Source organism: Halomicrobium zhouii, from assembly GCF_900114435.1.
GTDB classification, from domain to species: Archaea; Halobacteriota; Halobacteria; order Halobacteriales; family Haloarculaceae; genus Halomicrobium; species Halomicrobium zhouii.
Genome location: NZ_FOZK01000005.1, coordinates 197,968 through 221,830 on the forward strand (window position 1 = coordinate 197,968; position 23,863 = coordinate 221,830).

Annotated in this window: 20 protein-coding genes; 5 read left to right on the forward strand and 15 right to left on the reverse strand. The window is 69.4% G+C overall.

Annotated features, from left to right (window positions below; all coding sequences use genetic code 11):
• Positions 1–4: 4 nt before the first annotated feature.
• From BM337_RS19385 to BM337_RS19400, 4 genes are all read right to left on the reverse strand, one after another.
• Positions 5–364, reverse strand: coding sequence for a DUF7344 domain-containing protein (locus tag BM337_RS19385; RefSeq protein WP_089819076.1), 360 nt, complete (start codon positions 362–364; stop codon positions 5–7).
• A gap of 127 nt (positions 365–491) precedes the next feature.
• Positions 492–890 carry an Hsp20/alpha crystallin family protein gene (locus tag BM337_RS19390; RefSeq protein ID WP_089819078.1) on the reverse strand — a complete coding sequence of 133 codons (399 nt, stop codon included), beginning with the start codon at positions 888–890 and terminating at the stop codon, positions 492–494.
• Between the two features lie 106 nt (positions 891–996).
• On the reverse strand, positions 997–1,815 hold the full coding sequence (gene pheA, locus BM337_RS19395) for a prephenate dehydratase (protein WP_089819080.1): 819 nt from the start codon (positions 1,813–1,815) through the stop codon (positions 997–999).
• A 58-nt stretch (positions 1,816–1,873) separates the two neighbouring features.
• Positions 1,874–2,437, reverse strand: a complete 564-nt coding sequence (locus BM337_RS19400; RefSeq protein WP_089819082.1) for a hypothetical protein — start codon at positions 2,435–2,437, stop codon at positions 1,874–1,876.
• A 301-nt stretch (positions 2,438–2,738) separates the two neighbouring features.
• Here BM337_RS19400 and BM337_RS19405 point away from each other — a divergent pair, with 301 nt between their 5' ends.
• From BM337_RS19405 to BM337_RS19415, 3 genes are all read left to right on the forward strand, one after another.
• A complete protein-coding gene (locus BM337_RS19405) occupies positions 2,739–4,439 on the forward strand; it encodes a sulfatase family protein (protein ID WP_089819084.1) in 1,701 nt (566 codons plus the stop codon).
• Positions 4,440–4,659: 220 nt separating this feature from the next.
• Positions 4,660–5,646, forward strand: coding sequence for a formylglycine-generating enzyme family protein (locus tag BM337_RS19410; protein ID WP_089819086.1), 987 nt, complete (start codon positions 4,660–4,662; stop codon positions 5,644–5,646).
• Between the two features lie 67 nt (positions 5,647–5,713).
• Positions 5,714–6,166: an NUDIX domain-containing protein gene (locus tag BM337_RS19415; protein WP_089819088.1), complete on the forward strand. Its 453-nt coding sequence runs from the start codon at positions 5,714–5,716 to the stop codon at positions 6,164–6,166.
• A 27-nt stretch (positions 6,167–6,193) separates the two neighbouring features.
• Here BM337_RS19415 and lpdA read toward each other — a convergent pair whose 3' ends face one another.
• The 5 genes from lpdA to BM337_RS19440 all read right to left on the reverse strand — a co-directional run bounded on the left by lpdA (position 6,194) and on the right by BM337_RS19440 (position 12,574).
• Positions 6,194–7,648 (reverse strand): dihydrolipoyl dehydrogenase, encoded by a 1,455-nt coding sequence (gene lpdA / locus BM337_RS19420; RefSeq protein ID WP_089819090.1) that lies wholly within the window; start codon positions 7,646–7,648, stop codon positions 6,194–6,196.
• 66 nt (positions 7,649–7,714) lie between these two features.
• Positions 7,715–9,001 carry a hypothetical protein gene (locus tag BM337_RS19425; protein ID WP_089819093.1) on the reverse strand — a complete coding sequence of 429 codons (1,287 nt, stop codon included), beginning with the start codon at positions 8,999–9,001 and terminating at the stop codon, positions 7,715–7,717.
• A complete protein-coding gene (locus BM337_RS19430; protein ID WP_089819095.1) occupies positions 9,001–9,828 on the reverse strand; it encodes a hypothetical protein in 828 nt (275 codons plus the stop codon). Before BM337_RS19430 ends, BM337_RS19425 begins: the two co-directional genes overlap by 1 nt.
• Positions 9,829–10,040: 212 nt before the next feature.
• Positions 10,041–11,813, reverse strand: coding sequence for a hypothetical protein (locus BM337_RS19435; protein WP_089819097.1), 1,773 nt, complete (start codon positions 11,811–11,813; stop codon positions 10,041–10,043).
• On the reverse strand, positions 11,810–12,574 hold the full coding sequence (locus tag BM337_RS19440) for an ABC transporter ATP-binding protein (protein WP_089819099.1): 765 nt from the start codon (positions 12,572–12,574) through the stop codon (positions 11,810–11,812). Before BM337_RS19440 ends, BM337_RS19435 begins: the two co-directional genes overlap by 4 nt.
• Positions 12,575–12,723: 149 nt before the next feature.
• On the opposite strand from BM337_RS19440, the gene BM337_RS19445 reads away from it, so the two are divergent.
• Complete coding sequence (locus BM337_RS19445; protein WP_089819100.1) at positions 12,724–13,173, forward strand: GNAT family N-acetyltransferase; 450 nt, start codon at positions 12,724–12,726, stop codon at positions 13,171–13,173.
• A gap of 30 nt (positions 13,174–13,203) precedes the next feature.
• Here the strand turns inward: BM337_RS19445 and BM337_RS19450 are convergent, their stop codons facing one another.
• Entirely contained in the window at positions 13,204–15,753 is a 2,550-nt protein-coding gene (locus BM337_RS19450) for a beta-mannosidase (protein WP_089819205.1), read from the reverse strand.
• 127 nt (positions 15,754–15,880) lie between these two features.
• Between BM337_RS19450 and BM337_RS19455 the strand changes: the two genes are divergently transcribed.
• Positions 15,881–17,269, forward strand: a complete 1,389-nt coding sequence (locus BM337_RS19455; protein ID WP_089819102.1) for a PQQ-like beta-propeller repeat protein — start codon at positions 15,881–15,883, stop codon at positions 17,267–17,269.
• 32 nt (positions 17,270–17,301) lie between these two features.
• Here BM337_RS19455 and BM337_RS19460 read toward each other — a convergent pair whose 3' ends face one another.
• From BM337_RS19460 to BM337_RS19480, 5 genes are all read right to left on the reverse strand, one after another.
• The gene (locus BM337_RS19460; RefSeq protein WP_089819104.1) at positions 17,302–19,149 is read right to left on the reverse strand and encodes a 2-oxo acid dehydrogenase subunit E2; all 1,848 of its coding nucleotides are present in this window, start codon (positions 19,147–19,149) and stop codon (positions 17,302–17,304) included.
• 711 nt (positions 19,150–19,860) lie between these two features.
• Entirely contained in the window at positions 19,861–20,859 is a 999-nt protein-coding gene (locus tag BM337_RS19465; RefSeq protein WP_089819106.1) for an alpha-ketoacid dehydrogenase subunit beta, read from the reverse strand.
• Position 20,860: 1 nt separating this feature from the next.
• Positions 20,861–21,970, reverse strand: coding sequence for a pyruvate dehydrogenase (acetyl-transferring) E1 component subunit alpha (gene pdhA, locus BM337_RS19470; protein ID WP_089819108.1), 1,110 nt, complete (start codon positions 21,968–21,970; stop codon positions 20,861–20,863).
• A gap of 174 nt (positions 21,971–22,144) precedes the next feature.
• Positions 22,145–23,377, reverse strand: coding sequence for a hypothetical protein (locus BM337_RS19475; RefSeq protein ID WP_089819110.1), 1,233 nt, complete (start codon positions 23,375–23,377; stop codon positions 22,145–22,147).
• A gap of 125 nt (positions 23,378–23,502) precedes the next feature.
• On the reverse strand, positions 23,503–23,862 hold the full coding sequence (locus BM337_RS19480) for a DUF7521 family protein (RefSeq protein ID WP_089819111.1): 360 nt from the start codon (positions 23,860–23,862) through the stop codon (positions 23,503–23,505).
• Position 23,863: the final 1 nt, after the last annotated feature.

A 23,863-nucleotide genomic window follows, 5' to 3' on the forward strand; every position in this document is an offset into this window, starting at 1 on the left:
GCGATCACTCGAACAGCGAGTGGGGGACGTCGTCTACCTGTTCAGCCAGCGCGACCTCGCCGTCCGGGTCGAAGTCGGCGACGAGGCCGGCCGACGCCAGTTTGGGGAGGTGGACGTGGTACAGCGTCGTCGCGATCTCGCGGCGCTGCTCCCGACCGATCGGTCGGGCGACGGTCTGGCGCGCGACGTCGCCGACGAGTTCGTCGAACGACGCCGTTCCGCCTGCGTCGCTCAGCGACTGCAGCGTACAGCGCCGCCGGGCGTCGGCCAGCACGTCGAAGAGTTCGTCTAACTCCGCGGGCGTGAACTGTTTCGAGCGGAACGGACCGTCCGTGAGCCCGCTGTCGTTGGCCGGAGGCGTCATTACTATCTCTTTAATTGTCCACCGAATAAGAATATGGCACCTAGCCTGCCTAGGGGCGACCACGGCCCGGCCGAAGCACGGACGGCGCCGCGAGTATGCGGTACATAACCGCCCCGTTCCCCGCTGATCAGTTCACGGGGATGTCGGTCTCGTCGTCGTCACCGTCGTCCCGGGGCTTCGCGAGGCGGACGGTCAACACGCCCGCGTCGTAGTTCGCTCTCGCGTCCGCCCCCACGACGGGTTCGGGCAGCGAGACGGTCCGTTCGGCGGTGTGCTGGCGGCGCTCGCGCCTGACGTACCGGCCCTCCGCCTGGTCTCCAGATCGGCTCGCGGTGATCCGGAGCGTCCGCGCGTCGGGCAGCGAGACGTCGACGTCGTCGGGTCGGTAGCCGGGCAGGTCGGCGCGGACGACGTAGGCGTCGCCCTCGTCGATGAGGTCCGTCGGGACGCCGGCCAGTTCCGTCCCGAACTGCTGGCTCAACAGGCCGAACACGCGCTCTATCTCGTCGAGTGGGTCCGTCGCCATCGTTCTACGCCGGAGGTTGGACGCCGCGTCTCTTATAATTCGGGTGTCAGAACAGTCACCGCGCCGCGCTAGGGCGGATCGCACCGGACGGTTCGCTCCGGACGGCTCAGTACAGTACCGTCTCGGAGTCGTACGAGCCCAGGCGGCGGACCCACCCCTCCTCGACGATGTCCTCGACGTCGGCTAGTGCTTCCTGGGTGCGCTCCTCGTAGAGGCCGGCGGCGACGTCCATGTGGAAGACGTAGTCGCCCAGGCGCTCGCCGCTGGGACGGGACTCGACGCGGGTGAAGTTGACGTCCCGGTCGGCGAACGGTTCCAGCAGTTCCAGTAGCAGACCTGGGTAGTCGACGTCGGGGTAGACGATGAAGGAGGACTTCGACCCCGCGTCGGAGCGTTCCTCGGCGGGCGCGACGACGAGGAACCGGGTCGCGTTGGAGGACTGGTCCTGGATGTCCTCGGCCAGCACCTGGAGTTCCTCGGCGTCGGCCGCGTTGGCCGGGTGGCCGATGGCGGCGAAGGAAGCGTCCTCGCGTGCGCGCTGGACGCCCCGCGCCGTCGAGGCCACCGCCTCGAGGTTGGCGTCGGGGTAGTGTTCCTCCAGGAAGCCTCGACACTGGGCCAGCGCCTGGGCGTGGCTGGCGACGGTGTCGAACTCCTCGTCCTGGGCCAGCAGGGCGTGGCGGATGGGGGTGATGATCTCCTGGACCACCGCGACGTCGTACTCGGCGAAGGCGTCGAGTGACTCCGTCACCGACCCCTCGATGCTGTTCTCCACGGCGACGACGCCGCGGTCGGCGTCGCCGTCGGCGACCGCCTCGACGATGGCGGTGACCGACTCGAGGAACTCGATGTCGTCCCCGTCGGCCACGGCCTGGGCGGCCCGGTGGGAGTAGGTCCCCGCGGGCCCCAGCGTGAGCGTGGTCATGTCTCCCGATACTGGGGTAGCCGTGAAAAGAATCGCGGTCTGACAGTGTGTACTCTCCCTACCCGCTCCGGGGAAGTCGCCCCTCGAAAAACCGTCCCGTCGCCAGCACCGCCATCGCGGCGACCATCGCGCCGGCCGCGACGGCGGCGGTGACCGGTGACGTCGCGGTCGCCGGGGGCCACCCGGTGACAAGTCCGACGAGGGCGGCCGCGACCGTCGCCGCGACGACCAGGCCACCGGAGGCGATGCCGAGGTACGACGCGGTGTCCTCGACCGTGACCAGGGCCAGCGCCTGGCGCTCGGTCAGCGGTTCACACCGGAGGCGACACGTTCCGACCGCGGCGTGGGTCGTCGCCCCCGCCGCGACCAGCGCGCCGCCAGCAGTGCCCAGGGTGAGAAGTCGAGTCGAGGCGGTTCCCGCTGCGCCGCTACTGACACCGAGTGCCAGCGCGAGCGCGGCCGCCATCGCGACGAGGAGCGCTCCCTCGACGCGGAGTTTGTCGGCCAGCGGCTGGGCGAAGTGCGTTCGCCGCCCCTCGCGCATCCGTTCGTAGGCCAGGCCGGGCGACCGACTCACGATGGTCGAACTGCGAACGTCGTCCGGTGACTGCTCCGTGCTCATGTCCGGTGAGTCTGCCGGCCGTTTCGTGACCCGCTACATATGCTTTTCCCGGTGGACACGACAATCGGAGAGAATCGCCGCATCACGTTCGAAAACGACGGCTACCACGCAGTTATCCGATCGTATCCGAATCTAACTGGTACGTAAATTGTGTCCACTGAAGACCGACTGGAGATAACTCGTCCGACAGGTCGCTGCCAAGCGACGCGGCCGCGAAGGTATCGGAGGACAAACTCCCGAACGAGGGTCGATGGACGGCGGCCGGCCAACACTTTTGAAACTGTCGCGCGATTGCCGTTCCATGGCTGACCCGGCCCGTCCGAACGTCGTCTGGCTCGCGATGGAGGACACCTCGCCCCGCCTGGGTTGCTACGGCGACGACGTGGCCCGGACGCCGAACGTCGACGATCTCGCCGCCGAGGGTCGGCGCTACCCCAACGCCTTCTCGACGGCGCCAGTGTGTGCCCCGAGTCGCTCCGCCGTGTTCACGGGCTGCCACCAGAACGCAATCGGCACCCACCACATGCGGACGACCCACACCAACGACGCCGCGCCGGAGCTGCCGACGCCGTACGACGCCGTCCCGCCCCACTACGTCACCGGGATTCCCGAGTACTTTCGCCGGGCGGGCTACTACTGCACCCTCGACGCGAAGACCGACTACCAGTTCGGCGCACCGTTCACGATGTGGGACCGCCAGCACGAGGCGACGCGCTCGCGTTCGCGCGACGACGGCCCCGGCGCGGGTCCGGGCTGGTGGGACGACGCCCGCGACCCGGACCAGCCCTTCTTCGCCGTCTTCACGAACGGCGTCACCCACGAGAGCGGGATGTGGGACCCGACCGGACCCGGCGCCGACGACCAGTTCGGCGGCGCGGTCGAGCATCCCGAGACGGACCCCGACGCAGTCGACGTGCCACCGTACCTCCCCGACACCGAGACGACCCGAACCGCCATCGCCCGCCAGTACGACAACGTCGCCCGTTCCGACGAGTGGGTCGGCGAGATTCTCGACCGCCTGGACGCCGACGGCCACGCCGAGGACACCATCGTCGTGCTCTGGAGCGACCACGGCGAGGGACTGCCCCGTGCCAAGCGCTGGCCCTACGACTCGGGGACGAACGTCCCACTGGTCGTCCGCTGGCCCGGCGAGGTCGACGACGGTGACGTCGACGACCGCCTGGTGAGTCTCGTCGACCTCGGCCCGACGACGCTCTCTGCGTGTGGGCTCGACGTGCCCCGGTACTGCGACGGCCGAGCCTTCTTCGCGGCCGGCAACGACGGTACCGCGCCGGAACGCCAGTACGTCGTCTCGACCCGGGACCGCTACGACGAATCGTACGACATGGTCCGATCGATCCGCGGCGAACGCTACCGGTACGTCCGCCACTATCGCCCCGGCCGGCCCTACCGCCAGTGGATCCCCTACCGGAATCGCCACCCGGTGATGCAAGAGCTACTGGACCGGGACGCCGCGGGCGACCTGACGGGCGCTCAGTCCTGGTTCGGGGAAGATCGGCCCGCCGAGGAGCTGTACGACCTGGCGAACGACCCCCACGAGACGGAGAACCTCGTCGGCGACCCCGCTCACGCCGACGCCCTCGGCAGGCTCCGCGACGCCCTCGACGAGTGGCGAGAAGACGTTGACGACGTGGGCGACGTCGCCGAATCGCAGATGGTCCACGAGCGATACGAGGGCGGCGACCAGCCGACGACCGCGACGCCCCGGTTCGTCCCGAATGTGCCCGGAAACCGGGAGCGAGATGTGATCGACGGCGTGGTGGAGCTGGACGGGCCCGCGACGCTCTCGCTGTACTGCGCGACCCAGGGCGCTTCTGTTGGATACGTCGTGGACGACGGTGAGGATAGCGAGGTCCAGTGGGACCTGTACACCGGCCCGATTCGGCTTTCGGAGGGCGAGACGACCATCCGTGCGAAAGCCATCCGCTACGGCTACGAGGAAAGTGAAGTGAACGAGGTGACGGTGCACGTTTCGAAGTAGTTCGAACTGCAACGAAAATTGGACACAGGAGACCGAAAGCCCTCGGCGCGCTACGAAGAGCCGACGACGATACCACAAACACCCAGAAAGCCCTCGGCGTGCTCCGGTCCCGCGGACCCCGCCGAGGGCTTTCCTCTGTTTGTGCGTTCTCTGTCGACTCTCTGCACACAAGAGGACAGTTCTCCCAAGGACTTACTCTCCAAGCAACCAATCATCGAGTATGGCAGAGGACGAGCGGGACTGCTGTGCGCCGTCGAACGAGGCGATCGGCGCGTCGGCGGACGCCGGCACGACTACCGCCGAACCACATAGAACGTCGCCCACAGCCACAGACGACGACCGAACGAAGGGGATGGTCAGGCTCGACGGCGCCACGTTCCGCATGGGCACCGACGAGGACGTCGGCTACCCGGAGGACGGCGAGGGACCCGAGCGCGCCGTCACCGTCGACGCGTTCTATATCGACAAGTACGCCGTCACCAACGCCCAGTTTCTCCAGTTCGTCAAGGAGACGGACTACACCACCGACGCGGAGCGGTACGGCTGGTCGTTCGTCTTCCACGAGTTCGTCGCCGACGAGAGCGCCGTCCGCCAGCGGGTCCCGGGGACGGAGTGGTGGTGCGTCGTCGCGGGCGCGAACTGGTTCCGGCCGAGAGGACCCGAATCCAGCGTCGTTGAGGACGGCCTGCTGAAACACCCCGTCACCCACGTCTCCTGGCGCGATGCGCAGGCCTACGCCGACTGGGCGGGCAAGCGCCTCCCCACGGAGGCCGAGTGGGAGTACGCCGCCCGCGGCGGCCACGACGACCGGCGGTTCCCCTGGGGCGACGAACTCGAACCCGGCGGCGAGCACCGTTGTAACGTCTGGCAGGGTGACTTCCCGGACCACAACACCGGCGAGGACGGATTCCTCGGTACCGCCCCCGTCGATGCCTTCGAGCCGAACGATTTCGGGCTCTCGAACGTCTGCGGCAACGTCTGGGAGTGGTGCGCCGACTGGTTCAGTCCGGACTACCACACCACGGACGGCTACGACCCGGACAACCCGACGGGACCGCCCGACGGCGACGAGCGCGTGATGCGCGGCGGGTCGTACCTCTGTCACGAGTCGTGGTGCAACCGCTACCGGCTGGCGGCGCGGTCGAAGAACGAACCCGACGCGTCGACGGGCAACGTCGGGTTCCGCTGTGTCGTCGACGCGGCGTGACCCGAGCTGGTGGACGGTGGCGACGGGACGGCGAAACGTCTTTTCGTCTCCACTGCGCCGTTCCGCCATGCTCACGAACGTCCTGTCCGCCGCGAGCCAGCGAGTGCTGGAGGGGGTCCTCTCGTGGCCCTTTCCGCGTCCGGCCGCGCGGGCGCTGGTCGAGCGCGACGACGAGTACCTCTTCGTCGCCGTCGAGATGGCGGGAGAACGGCTGTGGATCCTGCCAGGTGGCGGAGTCGAGGCGGGTGAATCGCCACGAGAGGCGGCGGCCCGGGAAGTCCTCGAAGAGACCGGCCTGGACGTGACCGTCGGCGACCCCGTCGACGCCTTCGCCTTCGAGTCCTCGGTAGGCGCCCACGTCGCGACGGTGTTCCGTTGTACCGCTCCGAGGGGCGACCTCACGACGGACGAGAATCCGGACGTCGAACCGATCGTCGACGCGCGGTGGGTGCCAGCTGACGAGGTGAGCGACCTCTCGCTGCCGTCGGAACTGGCGCCTGTCGTCGATCGATGTTGTTGACCGGCTGGTCGACGGTATCGAGAGAACTCAGCGGTTCGCCGTGTGGATCGCCTCGCCGCGGGCGGCCATCGCGGCCTCGTGGACGGCCTCGGTGAGCGTCGGGTGGGTGTGGATGGTCGCCGCCATATCCTCCAGTGTGGCCCCCATCTCGATGGCCAGTCCCACTTCGCCGATCAGTTCCGAAGCCTCGGGAGCGACGATCTGTGCGCCGAGGACGAACTCGCTCTCCGCGTCGGCGACGACCTTGACGAACCCCTCCTTCTCGTCGAGGGTGAGCGCCCGGCCGCTGGCCCGCAGCGGCATCTGGCCGACGACGGGGTCGAAGCCGGCCTCCTCGGCCTCTGCGGCGGTCATCCCGACGGTGCCGATCTCGGGATCGGTGAAGACCGCTGCGGGGACGGCCTGGTAGTCCAGCGCAGAGGGCTCGCCGGCGATGACCTCGGCGGCGACCTCCCCTTCTTTGGAGGCGAGGTGGGCGAGCATCGGTTCGCCGGCGACGTCGCCGACGGCGAAGACGTGCTCCTGCTCGGTCCGGGCCTGGTCGTCGGTCGGGATGAAGCCGTTCTCGTCCGTCTCGACGCCGAGTGCGTCCAGGCCGAGGTCCTCGGTGACGGCCCGGCGGCCCACGGCGACGAGCGCCTTGTCGGCGTTGAACTCCTCGACCGCGACCTCCTCGTCCCCATCTCCGTCCTGGGCTGTGCTCTCCGTCCTGACCCGGATGCCGTCGGCGTCCTCCCGTTCCTCCCAGCCGCTGGCGGCCTCGCCGAAGTAGAAGTCCACGCCGACGTCCTCTGCGCGCCCGCGAACGATGTCCGTCACGTCCTGGTCGTAGCCCGGCAGCGCTTCCTCGAGCATCTCGACGACGGTGACGTCGCAGCCCAGCTTCTGGTACACCGTCGACAGCTCCATCCCGATGTAGCCCGCGCCGACGACGAGCAGGCTCTCGGGCACCGACTCCAGCGCCAGCGCGTCCTTCGAGGAGAGAATGCGCTCGCCGTCGAACTCGAAACCGGGGACGGTGACGGGCCTGCTCCCCGTGGCGACGATGGCGTGCTCGAAGGCGATGGTCTCGGAGCCCTGGCCCTCGCCCGAGTGGGCGACGCGGGCTTCGTTCTCGCCGGTGAAGGTCGCGACGCCGTCGACCAGTTCGACCCCGGCGTTCTCACAGAGCGACTCGACGCCGCGGGTGAGTCGGGTGACGACGCCGTCCTTCCACTCCATCATCGCCTCGACGTCGACGGCGGGGTTGGCGAACACGCCCATGTGCTCGGCGTCGCCGGCGCGGTGGGCGACGTCCGTCGCCGAGATGAGCGCCTTCGAGGGGATGCAGCCGTAGTTCAGGCAGGTGCCCCCGTAGGCGTCCTTCTCGACCAGCGTCGTGTCCAGCCCCAGCTGGGCGGCGCGGATGGCGGCGACGTAGCCGCCCGGTCCGCCGCCCACGACCAGTACCTCCGTTCCGGTAGTGACGTCTCCGACGACCATTTCTTACTGTTGGGTCGGTCGGCCGCCGTTTAACTGTGGCGAGGGAGCCGCGTCCGTACCAGGGAGCTACCCGCCCAGCACGTCGACGACCTGTTCGACGGCGGTCGGAACGCTCCGGGCCCGTAGCGTCGCCGTCGCGTACCGCTCCATCGGGTCGTCGAGTCGCCTGACGTCAACCTCGCCGTGGAACCGGCCGAGGCTCTCGTCGGCCCACGCGACGGTCCAGGCCGCCTCCGCGAGGACCGGGCGGGCGAGCGCCGGTCGCGGGCTCTCCGAGAGCGCCGTCCGGATGGCGTCGAGCGCCGTGGTGCGGGTCTCCCGGACGTCGGCGACCGATTCGGCGCCGAACGACTCGCCGTCGTCGACTCGCTCCTTGAACCGGTCGAACGCCAGGGAGTCCGTGAGTCCGTCGGTGGCTGCCAGCACGGCGCTGGCCGGGCCCTGCGCCTCGGTGACGCGCTCAGCGCTCCACTCGACTTCGTCCCGCAGGTCGTACCGGAGCCGGTCGACCAGGTCGTAGTCGTCCTCGGTGGGTTCGGGCGGCAGTTCCTCGCGGCGCTCCCGGAGGTCCGCGGCGAGCGACTCTGCCGCGGCGTCGAGCGTCTCCTCGACCGTTCCGGGGTCGTCGGGCAGCGACGACGTGAACCGGTCGTAGAGGTAGCGACTGTCGGCGACGCGGGCCCGCGCCGTCTCGGCGTGCTCGCCCCACTCGGCGACGGTCAGCAGCGGACTCTCCCGTGCGTAAATCGACGGGGGCTCGTTGTCGAGGACGAGCCGGAGGTTCCGCTCGACGCGAGCGTGGACCAGCGCCGCGTCGACGGGGTCCGTGCCGACGTACTCGTGGTCCGATTCCAGCGATTCGGCGTCGTCGACGGCCGCCTCGTGGTCGGCCTGCACCGCCGACTCTGTCAGCTCCTCGTCGACGAACGCCCAGCCGGTGGCGGCGTAGCGGGCCTGACACCGCGCCTCCCGGAGCGACTCGAGCGCCGAGAGTCGGGTCTCCGCCGTCCGGGCGTCGTCGACGTACTCCGTCGCGTCCTCGGCCGCGCCGACGAGGCGCTCCCGGACGTAGCCGTTCGGGACGTCTGCCGGGCCGAACGCCATCGGGAGCGTATCGAGCAGTTCGGTCACGCGCTGGCGGCGCTCGTCCAGGACCGTCCGCTCGATGTCGACGGGCACGTCCTCACCCAGAATCGGTTCCACGTCGCCGTCCTCGGCGGCCTGGGGGAGCTCGTGGGCGTAGACGGTCTCCCGGTCGTCCTCGCCCAGTTGCTCCAGACTCCCGCAGCCCGCCAGCAGCGTCGTCCCGGCGGCGGCAAGGAAGCCGCGGCGGGTCGGGGATCCGTCTCTCATTACTGGTCACCCCCGTTGGTGGTCTGGTGCGGTGTCACGGGTGTCGCTGTCTCGCTCTCCGTGGAACGTTCGGCAGTCTGCGGGGCGCTTTCGGTGGTCCCGTCGCTCCCGCTCCCGCTCCCGCTCCCGCTCGACACCTCGGCGCGAGCCCGTCCGTTGCGGTCACAGCGGCCGCTGCCGCCGATGCCAGTGCTGTACGAGTTGACCGACTCTTCGTCGAGCGCGACCGGGAGCCGGATCAGCCGCGACTCGAAGACGTGGGCGTCGGCCTCGCACCGCTCGTCGTAGGACCTGAGCTGCTGGGTGTAGTCGGTGTCGATGGAGTCGGATCCCCAGGAAACGTGACAGAGCGCCAGCCGGAAGCACTCGCGGACGCGCGTGCTCTGGAGGTACAGTGACTCCGTCTCGAAGTCGGTCTCCGCGACGAACGCCGACACCGCCTCGGCGGCGTCGGCCCCGCCCTCCCCGTCCGTGTCGGTCTCTTCGCCGCCCGCGGTGACGCCGTCGGCCACGGTGAGCCGGTCGGCCCGCGACTGACTGCCGATCACTTCGTTCGTGATCCGACCCGAGACGTGGTCGCGCTCGGGCGTCTCTGGACTCTCCCGGTCGGGGTCGTCGACGCGGACGGGGGGCCACGCCGTATCGGCGCGGACCAGCAGCGTCGGCGGGTCCGTCGCCGTGTTGCTCGCCGGTGGGTCCGGCCTGGCGCCTTCGGTCGCCGTCCGGGTGGACTGTGCGCTACCGTCGGTGAACTGACTGCAGCCGGCCAACCCGCCGGCCGTTGCAGCCGCTACGTGGAGGAACCGTCGTCGCGTGTGGGGGACCATCTGTGTCGATACAACGTGTGAGAACCGATCTGAAAGGTTTTGTGGGTCTCGGATTCGGTCGGTCGGCGGGTCCTCGACGGGTCGTCCGTCGTTGCAGTCGTGCCGGCGATCCGTACGTCGTCCGTGGGGCCGTACTGGCGCCCGGCGCTCGAACGGGGGCTGTCGGAGTGTGATGCGAGACTGATTCGAACCCGTCCCACCTCGCGTTCGGCCTACGTCTCGTCCAGCGTCAACCGGTCGAACTTCCGGACGGCGGCGACGTAGCCGCCGCCACCGAAGAGTGCGAGGACGGCAAGGTAGAGCGTCCAGGCGATGGCAGGCAGGAGGGGCGAGTGCGCGTCGACGCTCCAGGCGACCAGGAAGACGCCGATTCCGCCGACGAACAGCCCGCCGAACAGGTAGCAGATCAGGGCGATCGTCGAGGGGTGAGCCCGTTCGACGCTCATGTACTCGCGGCGCTCGAACCGCGGGAGGACGGCGCCGATTCCGAGCGCCGTCCCGGCGCCGGCCAGCGAGAGGACGACGGCGAAGCCGGCGAGGGCGAGCGTCGAGACCACCGACGTGGAGGCGATACTCAGCGGCGTTCCCACCCCGACGGCGAGGAGGAGTCCGAGGACCAGGCCGGCCAGCACTCGGCCACGGAGCACCACCGCGACTGACCGGGTGCTAGTGAGCAGCAGCGGTAACTGGTCGCGGTCGTCGCCCAGCGGGTTCATGCAGTACGCGGCGCCGGCCACCGTCGCGCCGGCGATGGTGGCCGCCGGCGGACCGAAGGTGAGCAGCGACCCGGGGTTCCGGAAGACGCTCGCGCCCATGCCGAGCATCCCGAACAGCAGCGGGCCGAGGTGAGCGAGCATCCGTGGGTCCCGACGGGTGCGCAGCAGGTACCGCCAGGCTACCCTCGCCGAAGGGGTTGCGGTGAAGGGCCACGGCACGCCGCGGCTCCCGCTGGTCTGCTCCTCGTCGCTTGGCGACTCGCGCAGGAGCAAGTGGGTCTCCCACCGCACCGCGGCGGCGAAGCCGAGCGGGACGGTGGCGAGCAGGAGAACGGCGACGAGACCCCCGAGCGGTCGCGGGTCCGCACCGAGCGGAGCGAACGCCACGCCGGCGTAGGCCTGGAGGGGCTCTCCGGGGAGAAACGCCGGCGGGAAGACCCCTGCGAGTCCACCGGATTCGTCCAGTCCGGCGTAGACGAACCGGTAGCTGCCGACGTACCCGACGACCGTGACGGCGAGGAAGACCAGCGCCTTCGTCCACAGCGACACCCGGAGGACCTCGCTGGCGTGTCGGACCGCGTCGCCGAGGAGGCGACCGACGGCGAACGCGGCGAGGAACACCGGCAGCGACGCGACGGCGAGCAGGGCAGGGGTTACCGGCCCGCCAGCGCCGACCGCCACTTCGAGGAGTAACGCGACCGCCGTGGGCACGCCGATCGCCGTCGCCTGGATCGACTCGCTCCCGAGGCGTCCCAGCGACATCGCCGTCGGCGAGATCGAGGTCCTGACGAGCGGACCGACGGTCCCGGCGGCCTCCTGGTTGAACCCGCTGGCGCCGCCGACGTACAGGCCGAGGACGGAAACGGCGCCGAAGGCGACGCCTGCGGGCCCGAGCGGCGGGCTTCCGCTCGCCAGTGCGCGTCCGAAGCCGGTCCCAACGCTCCACAGCACGAGCGGGAAGAAGACGCCGAACGCGAGGGCCATGAACGCGACCGAGAGGAGTTTCCGCGCACTCCCGCGGACGTCTCGCACCCGACAGCGCAGTTCCGTCCGCGCGAGCACGCGGGCGTCGCGGACGTCTTCCCGGAGCCGGGACTGCCGAGTGGCTGGCGGCGACCCAGCGCGCTGGCCGGTCGGCCGTCCGTCTGTCGGCCGTCCGTCTGTCGACCGTCCGCCTGTCGACCGTCCGCCCGTTGACCGTCCGCCCGATCCCCGTCCGCCCGTCGACCGTCCGCCCGATCCCCGTCCGGCGACCGATCCGTCGCTCATCGACCCAGCGCAGCGTCCGGTTCGTTCGTCAGTTCGAGGAAGGCGTCCTCCAGGTCGGCGTCGCTGGCACCGCCCTGAGCGGCGGCGGTGAGTTCCGCGGGCGGGCCCTCGGCGACGAGGCGGCCGTCGTGGAGCACGCCCACCTCGTCGGCGATCTCCTCGACGACGGGGAGGATGTGGGTCGAGAGGAACACCGTCGCGTCGCTCGCGGCGATGTCCAGTATCTGCGAGCGCAGCGTTCGGGCCGCCCGCGGGTCCAGCCCGGAGGTCGGTTCGTCGAGGAAGACGACGGCGGGGTCGTGCTGGACGGCCTGGACGAACGCCGTCTTCTGGGCCATTCCCTTCGAGTACCCCTCTATCCGGCGGTCCAGGTCTTCGGCAAGGTCCAGCGCCTCGCACATCTCCAGCGCTCGGTCGGCGACGGTCTCCCAGCGGACGTTCCGGAGGTCGGCGGCGAACTGCAACTGTTCGCGCCCGGTCAGCTCGTCGTACAGCGGTGGCTCTTCCGGGAGCAGGCCGACCTCGTCGACGAGTTCGCGTCGGTCAGTACAGGGCGTGCCGCCGACGCTGGCCGCGCCGTCGGTCGGTTCGACGAGGCCGGTGAGCATGCGCATCGTCGTCGTCTTCCCGGCGCCGTTCGGCCCGAGGAAGCCGTAGACGACGCCCGACTCGACGGCCAGGTCGAGGTCGTCGACGGCCGTCGTCGAACCGTACCGCTTCGTGAGGCCATCCGCGAGGATGGCGGTGGAGGGCTCTGTCACGTAGGGACTGTCGGATAACCCGATTGAAAATCTTGGGGATCCAGGGGGTGGAATTTACGCCGTGTTCGCCGTTTGGGGGCTCGAACGCCAGCACCGACGCCGCCACACAACCACTTTGTGCCCGTCGGGCGACTGGACCACTGTCCGCTATGGCCACCGCGAGGACGATCCGACCGGACGAACTTGACGAACTGCTGACGCTCTACCGGATGCTCAACCCGGACGATCCACCGCTGGAACCAGGCGACGGGCTGGACCGCCAGTGGCGTGAGATGCTGGCCGACGAGACGCTCGACGTCGTCGTCGTCGAACACGACGACAGGCTCGTCTCGACGTGCGTGCTGTCGATCACGCGGAACCTGACCAGGGGCGCCAGACCGTTCGGGCTGGTCGAGAACGTGGTGACCCGGGAGGGGTATCGGGGGCGCGGGTTCGGGAAACGCTGCCTGGCGAAAGCCAGGGAGCTGGCGGAAGCGCGGGACTGCTACAAAGTCATGCTGCTGACGGGCACAGAGGAGGCGTGGAAACACGAGTTCTACGAACGCTGTGGATTCGACGGCGACGAGAAGTCCGGGTTCGTGCTCGACCTGCGGGAGTAGTCGCCGAGCGAACCGACGCCCGGCACTCTCTCAGTACGTCGCGCGGAGGTGCCGTATCTCCAGTCTGTCCTCGATTTCGGCCTCGACGACGGCCTCGCGCTTTCCGTCGTAGGCGTCGAACGTCACCGTCCGCTCCTCGCCCGGTGCGAGGTGGAAGAAGTCGTCCGAGAAGGCGCCCGACAGCGTGCCGACGTCGAGTTCGACGAACAGTGCGGCCCGGTCGCTGGCGACGGTGACGTCCGCGCCGTCGACGTCGACCGATAGCTCGGGCTCGGGCAGGTCGAGGGCCTTGTACTCGGCGAAGACGGCGGTGGCGGGGTAGGACTCCTCGTCGCCCAGGTACTCCGCGCGCACCATGACCTCGCTGACGTCGACGTCGTCGGGGAGGTCGGCGCGGTCGACGGTCGCCAGTTCCTCGCTGGCGTTCGGATCGAGGTCGAGTTCGACCGTCTCCTCGTGGACGAGTCGGCCGTCCGTGAGGTGGACGACTGCCAGGTCGACCCGCCCGTCCAGCCGTTCGGGGACGTCGCTGGTGATCCACAGCGTCTGGGACTGGACGTCGCCCCACGCCGTCGCGTCGGGGTCCTCGGCCTGGGCGTTCTCCGCACCGCTGGCGCCCTCGAATCCCGGGTCGAAAGAGACCAGCACGGGCGCGTACTGCCGGCGGGCCATGTACTGCTGGGCCTTCCACTTGCCGTCGTACTCGATGGACGCCCACGAGGCGACGGGCCAGAGGACGTTGAGTTGCCAGTACAGCGTCCCCATGGTCTCGGGCTTGCGCCGGCGCCAGTGCTCGATGGCAGTCTGCATCGCCAGTCCCTGCTGGACCTGCGAGAGGTAGACGAAGTCCTCGAAGTCGAAGGGCATGCGAAACGTCTCGGCCATCCGGGTGAGGATCGTGGTGTTTCCGCCGGGATTGCGCTGGTGGTGTTCCATCATCGGGGAGGTCGGATTGAAATCTGCCTCCTCGATGACGGTCCGGAGCGAGTCCGTCGACGGGAACGACTGGTAGCCGAACTCCGAGACGAACCGGGGCTCTGTGGCGAGGTACTCCTCGAAGGGTTCGCCGGCGTGCCAGACGTCCCAGTAGTGGACGTCACCGGCCCCGAAGACGTCCGGGTCGTCGGTTCCCGGGCCGCTGGAGGGCGACCCGGGCCAGTACGTCCGTGAGGGGTCCTCCTCGCGGCAGGCGGGAGCGATCGTCTCCTCGTACAGTGCCCGGTAGTCGGCGACGTGGTCGTCGTGGTGCTCGTGGTCGGCGAACCACTCGTGCAGCGCCACCTCGTTCTCGTTGTTCCCGCACCACAGCGCGAGCGAGGGGTGGGTGGCCAGCCGGCGGACCTGGTGGCGCACCTCCGCTTCCACGGATGCCAGGAACTCCTCGTCGGCGGGGTGGAGCGAACACGAGAACATGAAGTCCTGCCAGACGAGGAGGCCGTACTCGTCACAGAGGTCGTAGAACGCCTCGTCCTCGTAGTAGCCGCCGCCCCACACGCGCAACATGTTCATGTTCGCGTCGGCGGCGCTGCGGACCAGGTGCTCGTAGCGCTCCTCTGTGACGTCGCCGTAGAACGGCGACACCGGGACGGTGTTAGCCCCCTTCGCGTAGACGGGCTGGCCGTTGACCTCGAAATAGAAGGAGTTCCCCGCCGCGTCGGGTTCGACGACGAGTTCGACTTCGCGGAAGCCGACCCGGTCGGTGTGGGCGTGGCTGACTCCGCTGTCCTCGTCGGCGATCTCGACTTCGAGGTCGTACAGCGGCTGGTCGCCGAGGCCGTTGGGCCACCACAGGTCGCAGTCGGCGACGGGGACGGTGAGTTCGAGTTCCTGTTCGCCGGCTGCCAGGGAGACTGGTGCGGTCACCCCGGCCGCGGCGTCGGCGCCCGGGAGCGTCGCAGCGAGCTCGTACTCGCCGGCGCGGGGCGCGTCGATTCCCACGCGGACGGTCAGGTCGACGCTATCGCCATCGCCGCCGTGGTCCTGTTCGGTCTTGACGTACTGGATCCGCGGGCTGGAGTACGCCTCGAGCGAGACGTCGCGGTAGATGCCCATCGTCGGCAGGCAGGGGCCCCAGTCCCAGCCGAAGTGGCACTGGGCCTTTCGGACGAACGGGCGCCCCGGCTGGTCGACGGGGTATCGCGTGCAGGGGACCTCGTAGGGGTACTCCGCGGCCCGCTCGACGCCGTACTCGACGGGCGAGCGAAAGCGGACGACGACCTCGTTCTCGCCGGGAACGAGGGCGTCGGCGACGTCGAACCGGTGGCCGACGTGCATGTTGGCCGACCGTCCTACCTCCTCGCCGTTGACGAAGACCGTCGCCACCGTGTCCAGGCCGTCGAATCGGAGCAGGACGCGTTCGTGGTCGAGGAGGGCCGCCCCGACGTCGACCGTCCGGCGGTACTCCCAGTCGGACTCGCCGACCCACTGGACGTCGAGTTCGTTGTCCCCGTAGAACGGGTCGGGGATCTCGCCCGCCTCGCGCAGGTCGGTGTAGACGCCGCCGGGGACCGCGCCGTCGAGCCACCGGTCGTCGCCGACCCGGCGGAACGCCCAGGCGCCGTTCAGTGATTTACTACGCACGTGGTAGCCGTGTTCGCGGCGGCGGTAAAACGATACCGAGGCGCGCTCGCCGATTCTCGTCTCGGGGCCGATACTCTCGGACCGGTCGCACAGAAGACACTTACCGGGGCCTGTTGCACCGTCGGCCATGTCCCCTGACTGGTCCCGACGCGCGTTCGTCGCGACGCTGCCGGCCGCGGTCGCCGGCTGCGTCACGACGCCCGGTACGTCACCGAGCGATCGACGGTCGGAATCGGACGGCGACGCCGGTTCACGGACGCGAACGACGACCGAGACGCCCGAGGACGGGGTCGAGCGACTCTCCGCGGACCACCCGGCGCTCGCGTGGGCGGTCAAGCTCCCGCGTCCGGTCGAGTTCCGGCCGGCCCCCGGCCCCGGCGGCGCCAGCGTGTACGTCGGAACCGGTCAGACCTACGTCCCCGACGAGGGCACGGAGGGGCCGGGCGGCGACCTGTTCGCCCTCGATGCCGCCAGCGGCGCGGTGCAGTGGCGCGCCCGCTCGGACCTGCCGGTGTTCGACCGGCCGCTCGTCCACGACGGCCGCGTCCACGTCGTCACCGGCGGCTCCTACGGTGAGACCGGACGGAGCCACCGCGTGACTGCCTACGACCCGGACGGGTCGCGGCGCTGGCAGACTGACCCAGTAGACAACTTCCTCGGCTTCGTCGCCGGCCACGACGGCACCGTCTTCGCCGGGACCCGGGACGACAACTACGAGGCGTCCGGCGAAACCCTGTTCGCGCTCGGGGACGACGGTGACGTCCGGTGGGAACAGTCGACCGGCGACTCGCGCTACCCTGGGACTGTCGTCGACGGCCGGTTGCTCCACAGCGCGGCTGGTATCGAACTCCAGGCGTTCGACCTCGAAACCGGGGAGACGGGGTGGCAAGTCGAGGGCGAACCGTTCGCCGACCCCGTCACGCCGGTCGCGGCGTCCGGAGAGCTGTGTTTCACTCAGCCGCCGGTCAATTCCGACGAACAGGACGCCGTCGTCGCTCGTTCGACCAGTGACGGCGCCGAGCGATGGCGTTACGCGGGTCCCTCCAACGGCGGGGACTCGTTCCATCCGACGAGGGTCGTCACCAGTGGTGAGGGCGACGCACCTGCCGTTGTCGGCCGGGAGTACGACGGTACGACGTTCGCGCTCGACAGCGAGGGGAACGAACTGTGGACCGTCACCACCGACGGCGACACGTACGGGAACCCGGTCGTCCGGGACCTGATCTACCTCAGCGACGGCGACGGGACCATCACCGCGCTGGACCCGGCGGACGGAACCCGTCAGTGGCAGGTTTCCTTCGCCGACGCAGCGGGGATCACGCCGACGGCGACCGGACTGCTCGCGCACGTGGACGACGAGAACGGGCGCGTCGTCTCCCTTGGCCGGAACGGGGATGAACGGTGGCGCTACGAGTTCTCGACCGCGACGCGACGGACGGCGATCGCCACTACCGACGGACGTGCGTACGTCGGCGGCGCCGACGGAACGGTCGCGGCGTTCGCGACCGTCGGGTAGCGGGACCGGTCTCCCGGCAGCCGGTTACCGACTCACTCCAGCAACAGTAGCGTCGGGTCCGAGAGGTACTCCTTGACGGTGTTGACGAACCGCGCGGCGTCGGCGCCGTCCACGACGCGGTGGTCGATGGCCAGCGAGAGCGGGAGCGTCTGCTTCGCGACGACCTCGCCGTCTTCTGCCACTGCTCGCTCTTTCAGCGCGCCGATGCCGAGAATGGCGGTCTGGGGTGCGTTGATGATGGGGTCGGCGAACTCGCCGCCGATGGCGCCGAAGTTGGTGACGGTGAAGGTGCCCTCCTGCATCTCCGAGCGCTCGATGGAGCGGTCGCGGCACCGTTCGACGAGGTCGTTCACCTCGGCGGCGACCTCCAGGATGCGCTTGTCGTCGACGTCGCGGACGACGGGGACCATCAGTCCGGCGTCCGTCGCGGTCGCGACGCCGACGTCGTAGAACTCCTTGTAGACGATCTCCTCGGCCTCCTCGTCGAGTTCCGTGTTGAGGATCGGGTGCTCCCGGAGGGCTGCGGCGACGGACTTCAGGACGAAGGGCAGGTAGGTCAGCTTCACGCCGCGTTCCTCCGCCAGCGGTTTGAGTCGCTCGCGGGCCTCGACCAGCGCGCTCACCTCGGCCATGTCGTGGTGGGTCGCGTGGGGGATCTCGCGACGCGAGCGCTGCATCTGCTCGCCGATGGTCCGGCGCACACCGCGGTAGGGCTCCCGCCGGGTGGGCCGCGGGGCGTCGACGACCTTTTCGGTGGGTTCCTCGGTCGGCTGCGACGGCTCGTCCGGCGCGCGTTCCGCCTGGCTCTCCGTCGCACTCTCCCCCTCGACTGCCTGCCGTCGTTGCTCGCGGGCCGTTTCGCTCACGCTCGCGTCGCCGGCTGTCTCGCCCGGTGTCTCCGCTCCTTCCGCCGGACGGTCGGCCAGGGCCGCGTGGCGGCGCTCGGCGTAGGACCGTACCGCCTCCTCGGTGACGTACGCCTCGCCGTCGCGCGTCTCGTCCGTCGGGACCGAATCGACGTCGACGCCGAGTTCCCGGGCCACCTTGCGGGTCGCCGGCGTCGCGAGCGTCTGGTCGCGTGTGACCTCGTCGCCGTCGCTGGCGCCGACCTTCTTCACGGCGGACCTGACGGCCGGATCTTCGGCCCTGTCGTCGTCAGCGCCCCCGGCGTCGGCCTCCTCGGCCTCGGCGTCTCCCTCGCCCACGCGCTGGACGGCCGACTTGAGCTGGCTGTCCTCCTCCGCGTCTTCGTCGGTCTCGTCGCCATCGTCCTCCCCGACGCGACTGACGGCGGATTTGAGCTGTGTATCGTCCTCGCTCTCGCCTTCGGCTGCGACAGTCTCGTCGGCCTGTTCGTCCTGCTCGGCCGCCTCCGCCGCCGCGCGGACGTCGGCCTCCGAGACGCGCCCGCTCGGGCCGCTCCCGGGGACGTCCGTTATCTCGACGCCCAGTTCCCGGGCGAGCCGGCGGACGTTCGGCGGCGCGAACACGCGCCCGCCCTTCGCGCTCTGGACCGCCTCGCCGGTCACCTCGGTTTCGGCGGTGGCGGTCTCCTCGTCGCCTTCGCCGGTCGCCGTGGATTCGACGGACCCGTCCGCTTCGGCGGCCTCACTGGCCGATGCTTCGTCGGCCGCCTCGACGTCACCATCCTCGTCGATGGTGATTATCACTTCGCCGACTTCGACCACGTCGCCCTCGTCGTAGCGCAGTTCCTCGACGACCCCGTCGACGGGGGAGGGGACGTCGACGGCGGCCTTGTCCGTCTCCACCTCCGCGAGCACGTCGTCTTCGGCCACGGCGTCGCCCGGCGCGACGTGCCAGGCCAGAATCTCTCCCTCGGCGACGCCCTCGCCGAGGTCCGGCAGCTTGAACTCGAACATGCCGTGAACCTCGGTGCCCCGCCGGATAAAAACTGCTAGCTACGGCTGTGGGGTGATTCTGGCTTGTGGGGGAATGTCGCTTGTGGGCTCGGCGGGGGTACTGATGGAACCGACGCTCTCGGAGTCGATGACGATGCCGCAAACACCCCGAAAGCCCTCGGCGCGCTGGAGTCGCGCGGACCACGCTGCGCGCCTCACTCCGTTCGGTGCTTGCGGGTCCGTGCTTCCTCCACCCCGCCTCGCCCTTTCAGTCCACCAGGCACCGCATCGCAGCCCTGCCCTCCCCCTGGTCGCGCGATGAAACGCGCTCTCACGGCGTGCGCCGTTCGAGCAAACGTGGTCGCTTCGCGACCGCTCCGCTCCCGGCCGACCGCCGCGCGGCTGCGGAGCGGTCAGGATGCGTGTCGCGCCGCCAGGCGCGACCGGGGAGGAGTGGGGAGTCAATCACGAGCGCGTGCCGAACGGAGTGAGGCCGCGCGAGCGATGCTGGGCCTGGAGGACTGAAAGGGCGAGGCGGGGTCGACGACGTCCGAACCCGCAAGCACGCGAGGAACGAGCGCGCACAGCGGGTTCGCACGAGTCGAGCGCGCCGAGGGCTTTCGTCGTGTTGGCGGTCTCGATTCGGACTCCAGAGAGCGCGCCGAGGGCTTGCTGGGTGTTGTTGTCCTAATCCACGCAGCCGATACCACAACTTCGACCAAAATCAACGACTCAAAACTCTATGGCGTCCAGAATCCCGTCCGCGATGCGAGCGGGTTCGGGCAGGTAGAAGTCCTCCAGGGCGTACAGCGGGAAGGGGACGTCGAAACCCGTCACCCGGCCGATGGGCGCCTCCTGGTAGAGCAGCGCCTCCTCCTGGATGGTCGCGATGATCTCACCCGCGATTCCACCAGTTTTGGGCGCCTCGTGGACGACGACGGCGCGACCGGTCTTCTCGAACGACTTGACGATGGTCTCGGTGTCCATCGGCTTGAGCGTCCGGAGGTCGACGACCTCGACGTCGATGCCGTCCTCGGCGAGGTCCTCGGCCGCCTCGATGGTCGGTCGGCACATCGCGCCCCAGGTGAACACCGAGACGTCGGAGCCCTCGCGGCGGACGTTCGCCTCGCCGAGCGGGACGGTGAACTCCTCGTCGGGGACTTCGTCGCGGAAGGCCCGGTAGATCAGTTTGGGTTCCATGAAGACGACGGGGTCGGGGTCCCGTATCGAAGCGGCGAGCAAGCCCTTCGCGTCGCGGGGCGTCGACGGGATCACGACTTTGAGTCCGGGTTCGTGGGCGTAGAACGCCTCCTTGGACTCGGAGTGGTGTTCGGGCGCGCGGATGCCGCCGCCGTAGGGCATCCGGAGCGTCATCGAGCAGGCAAACCGTCCTCTGCTCCGCGAGCGCAGGCGGGCGGCGTGGCTGACGATCTGGTCGAAGGCGGGGTAGGCGAAGCCGGAGAACTGGATCTCCGGGACGGGCTTCATGCCGTAGGCCGCCATGCCGACGGCGGCGCCGACGATGCCCGACTCCGCGAGGGGCGTGTCGATCACCCGGTCGGGGCCGAACTCGTCGTACAGCCCCTGGGTCGCCCGGAAGACGCCGCCGTTCTCGCCGACGTCCTCGCCGAGGACGACGACGTCGTCGTCGCGTTCGAGTTCGCCGTAGAGGCCGTCCCGCACCGCCTGCACGAGCGTCAGGTTCTGGGTGGCGGATTCTTGCGTGCTCATGTTAGCCCTCCAGGAGCGTCTCGTCGCCGTGGCGTTCGCGCAACTCTTCAAGGTACCCCAGTTGCTCTTCGAGGCGCTGGGGCATCTCCGCGTAGACGGCGGCAAACATCTCCTCGGGCGTGGGGCGGGCGTGGGATTCGGCTCTGTCGATGGCGTCGGCCACCTCGTCGGCGACCGATTCCTCGAGCTCCTCGACCCGCTCGTCGTCGAGCAGGTCGCGGTCGCGCAGGAAGGCCTCCAGGCGCGGGATGGGGTCCTTGCGCCGCCACTCCTCGACCTCGTCCTCGTCGCGATAGACGCTCGGGTCGTCGGCGGTGGTGTGGGCGCCGAAGCGGTACTGGACGGCCTCGATGAGCGTCGGCCGCCGTTCTCCGTCGTCGGGGTCCCTCGCCTTCTCGACGGCCTCCTTCGTCACCTGATAGACGGCCAGCGGATCCATCCCGTCGACCTGGACGCCCTCGAAGCCGTAGGCCGTGGCCTTCTGGGCGAGCGTGGCGGTGGCGGTCTGGCGTTCCCTCGGTACGGAGATGGCCCACTGGTTGTTGTTACAGAGGAAGACGGCGGGGACGTCGAACACGCCGGCGAAGTTGAGTCCCTCGTGGAAGTCGCCCTCCGAGGTGGCGCCGTCGCCGAAGTACGCCGCGCACACCGCGTCGTCGCCCTGCAACTTGGCGGCCCAGGCCCACCCGGTCGCGTGGGGAATCTGGGTCGCGATGGGGACCGAGAGGGTGAACGCGGCGACGCCCTCCGGCGGGTCGTTACCGGCCTCGTTGCCCATCCAGTACAGCAGGACCTGGTCCAGCGGCCAGCCGTGGACGTGGAGCGCGGCGTGTTCGCGATAGCTCGGAAAGATCCAGTCCGCGTCGTCGAGCGCCATCGCCGACCCGACCTGGGCGCCCTCCTGGCCGGCCATCGGCGGGTAGGTCCCCATCCGGCCCTGGCGCTGGAGGCTCACCGCCCGCTGGTCGAAGTGGCGGGCCAGCTTGAGTTCGCGGTACATCGCGACGAGTTCGTCGTCGGAGAGGTCCGGGACGGACGCGCCCTCGCGGACCGACCCGTCCTCGGCGAGGACCTGTACCTGGTCGGTCGGGTCGCGCTGGAGAATACTCACGGCGAAAGACACCTGTCACGGTGTGACATGAGTATGGTATTGTCTCTCGCGATGTTTAGAGTTTTCGTGGCCTCGGCCGCTGTACTTGCGGATCCCTGTTCAAATACGATCAGAAGTGAACGTATTCTCGCACCGGGAGTTGACGAACGAACAGTTCCGGATGTTCGATCGGTCTCAGGCGAGGCCGTAGTTCAGCAGCGGCGTCAGTAACTTCTCGTCCGCGGATCGATACGAGAGGAAGACACTTCCCCGGGAACTGCGGCCTTTTCGCGGGATCGTCAGGCTGTCGCCCGGTTCCACGCGCTCGGGCGGGTCCGCGAACGGCGACTGGTCCACCTCGCCGTCCCACCGCACTTCGAGACGGTCGGTCTCGACCGGGTCGCCGGCTTCGTGCCGGAACGTCACGCGGTCGGTACCCAGGTCGAACTCCGCGCCCCACGTGATCTGTGGGACGGGGTCGCGGGACACCGCGACGTCCTGTTCGTACCGCTCGTGGCTCAGCTGCATCTCGACGATCGCGAGCTGTCCATCGATCTCGATGTCGACCGACAGGGAGGCCAGCGCGCGGCCCCACTCGGCCAACCGCTGCTTGATCCTACGTTCGGTCACGTCGACGTCGTCCGGGTACAGCAGGACGTGGTACGAATAGACCGAGTCGTCGTCGTAGTCGAGCGAGTCGCCGACGCCGATAGGGTCGCCGTCTTCGCGCGCACTCGGATGTCGCAACGAGAACGACGTCCAGGGTCGCGCTCCAACGGCGCTGCTGAGCGTCTCGAACGCCGCGTTCCGCTCGTGGTACGGGGGGTACTCACCGCGCCGGGTCTCCTCGACGATACGGATGTCGGTAGTCGGTGCGGTGCCCCGTGAGAAGAGGAGTCGCCCGTCGCGGACGCCGACCGCTCGTGGGACGTCGGATCGGGTGAACAGGTCGTACCCGGCGACCGAATCCGCGCGTTCGTAGCCGGTGCCCTCGAGCGCAGCAGCGACGACGTCAAGGTCTACCGTCCCTTCGAGGACGGCCACGTCCCCGGTGTACAGGAGGAAGTCGTAGTTCTCGACGCCGACGCCGAAGTAGTCCAGCGTGCCCGTGACGAACGCCCCGGGGAGGGTCGGTCTCGCGCCGAGCACTGACTCACGGAGTTTCGACGGGGTCGAGGTGGTCAGGCCGTAGCCGTCCTGCAGCGTCGAACTCGCGTCGTCCGGGAGGGCCGAAGGGGCGGGGAGCCACTCTCGATACATCGGGGCGGCGGGCTCGGGGGCGTCGACTCGCCCGTACTGCACTCGCTCGCCGAGCGGGGGGAGGGCCGAACAGCCGGCAAGGGACGACGCGACGCCGGCCAGGGCTGTGCCGCCGGCCGCCAGCAGGTCGCGCCGCCCGAGGGGCGGGTCAGTCGTCCATCGTGACATCCGGTTCGGGATACCCGACAGCGGGCCTTAATACCGGCCGGCGTCCGTCGCGACGGTGCAGACCATGGCAAAATTTAAATGTTCGATTCGGGGAACAAGACCGCAGTCGACCGGCCAGATCTCCCTCAGTCGTCCGCCTCGACGGCGCGGTCAGCAGGTCGCGCGTCCGCCCGCGTGAGATAAAGCGAGTACGCGATACAGAGCAGCCCAGAGAGCTGGATCAATCGCACCACCAGCCGGAAATATCCCTGGTAGACGAGGGGGAACGCCCCGACCTGCAACAGCGCGTTGCCCGCGAACGCCGTCACGTAGGTGACGCCGAACAGGAGCACCATCCCGAGGGAGAGGTATCGCATGGGGGCGCTGTCGTGGCGCCGCAGCCCGCGATAGGCCTGGTAGCCGATGTAGAGGCCGACGAGCGCGGTCAGTCCGGCGGCGGCGGTCGTCGCCAGTTCGAGCGTCGTGAGCGAGTCGTGGAGCGTCATC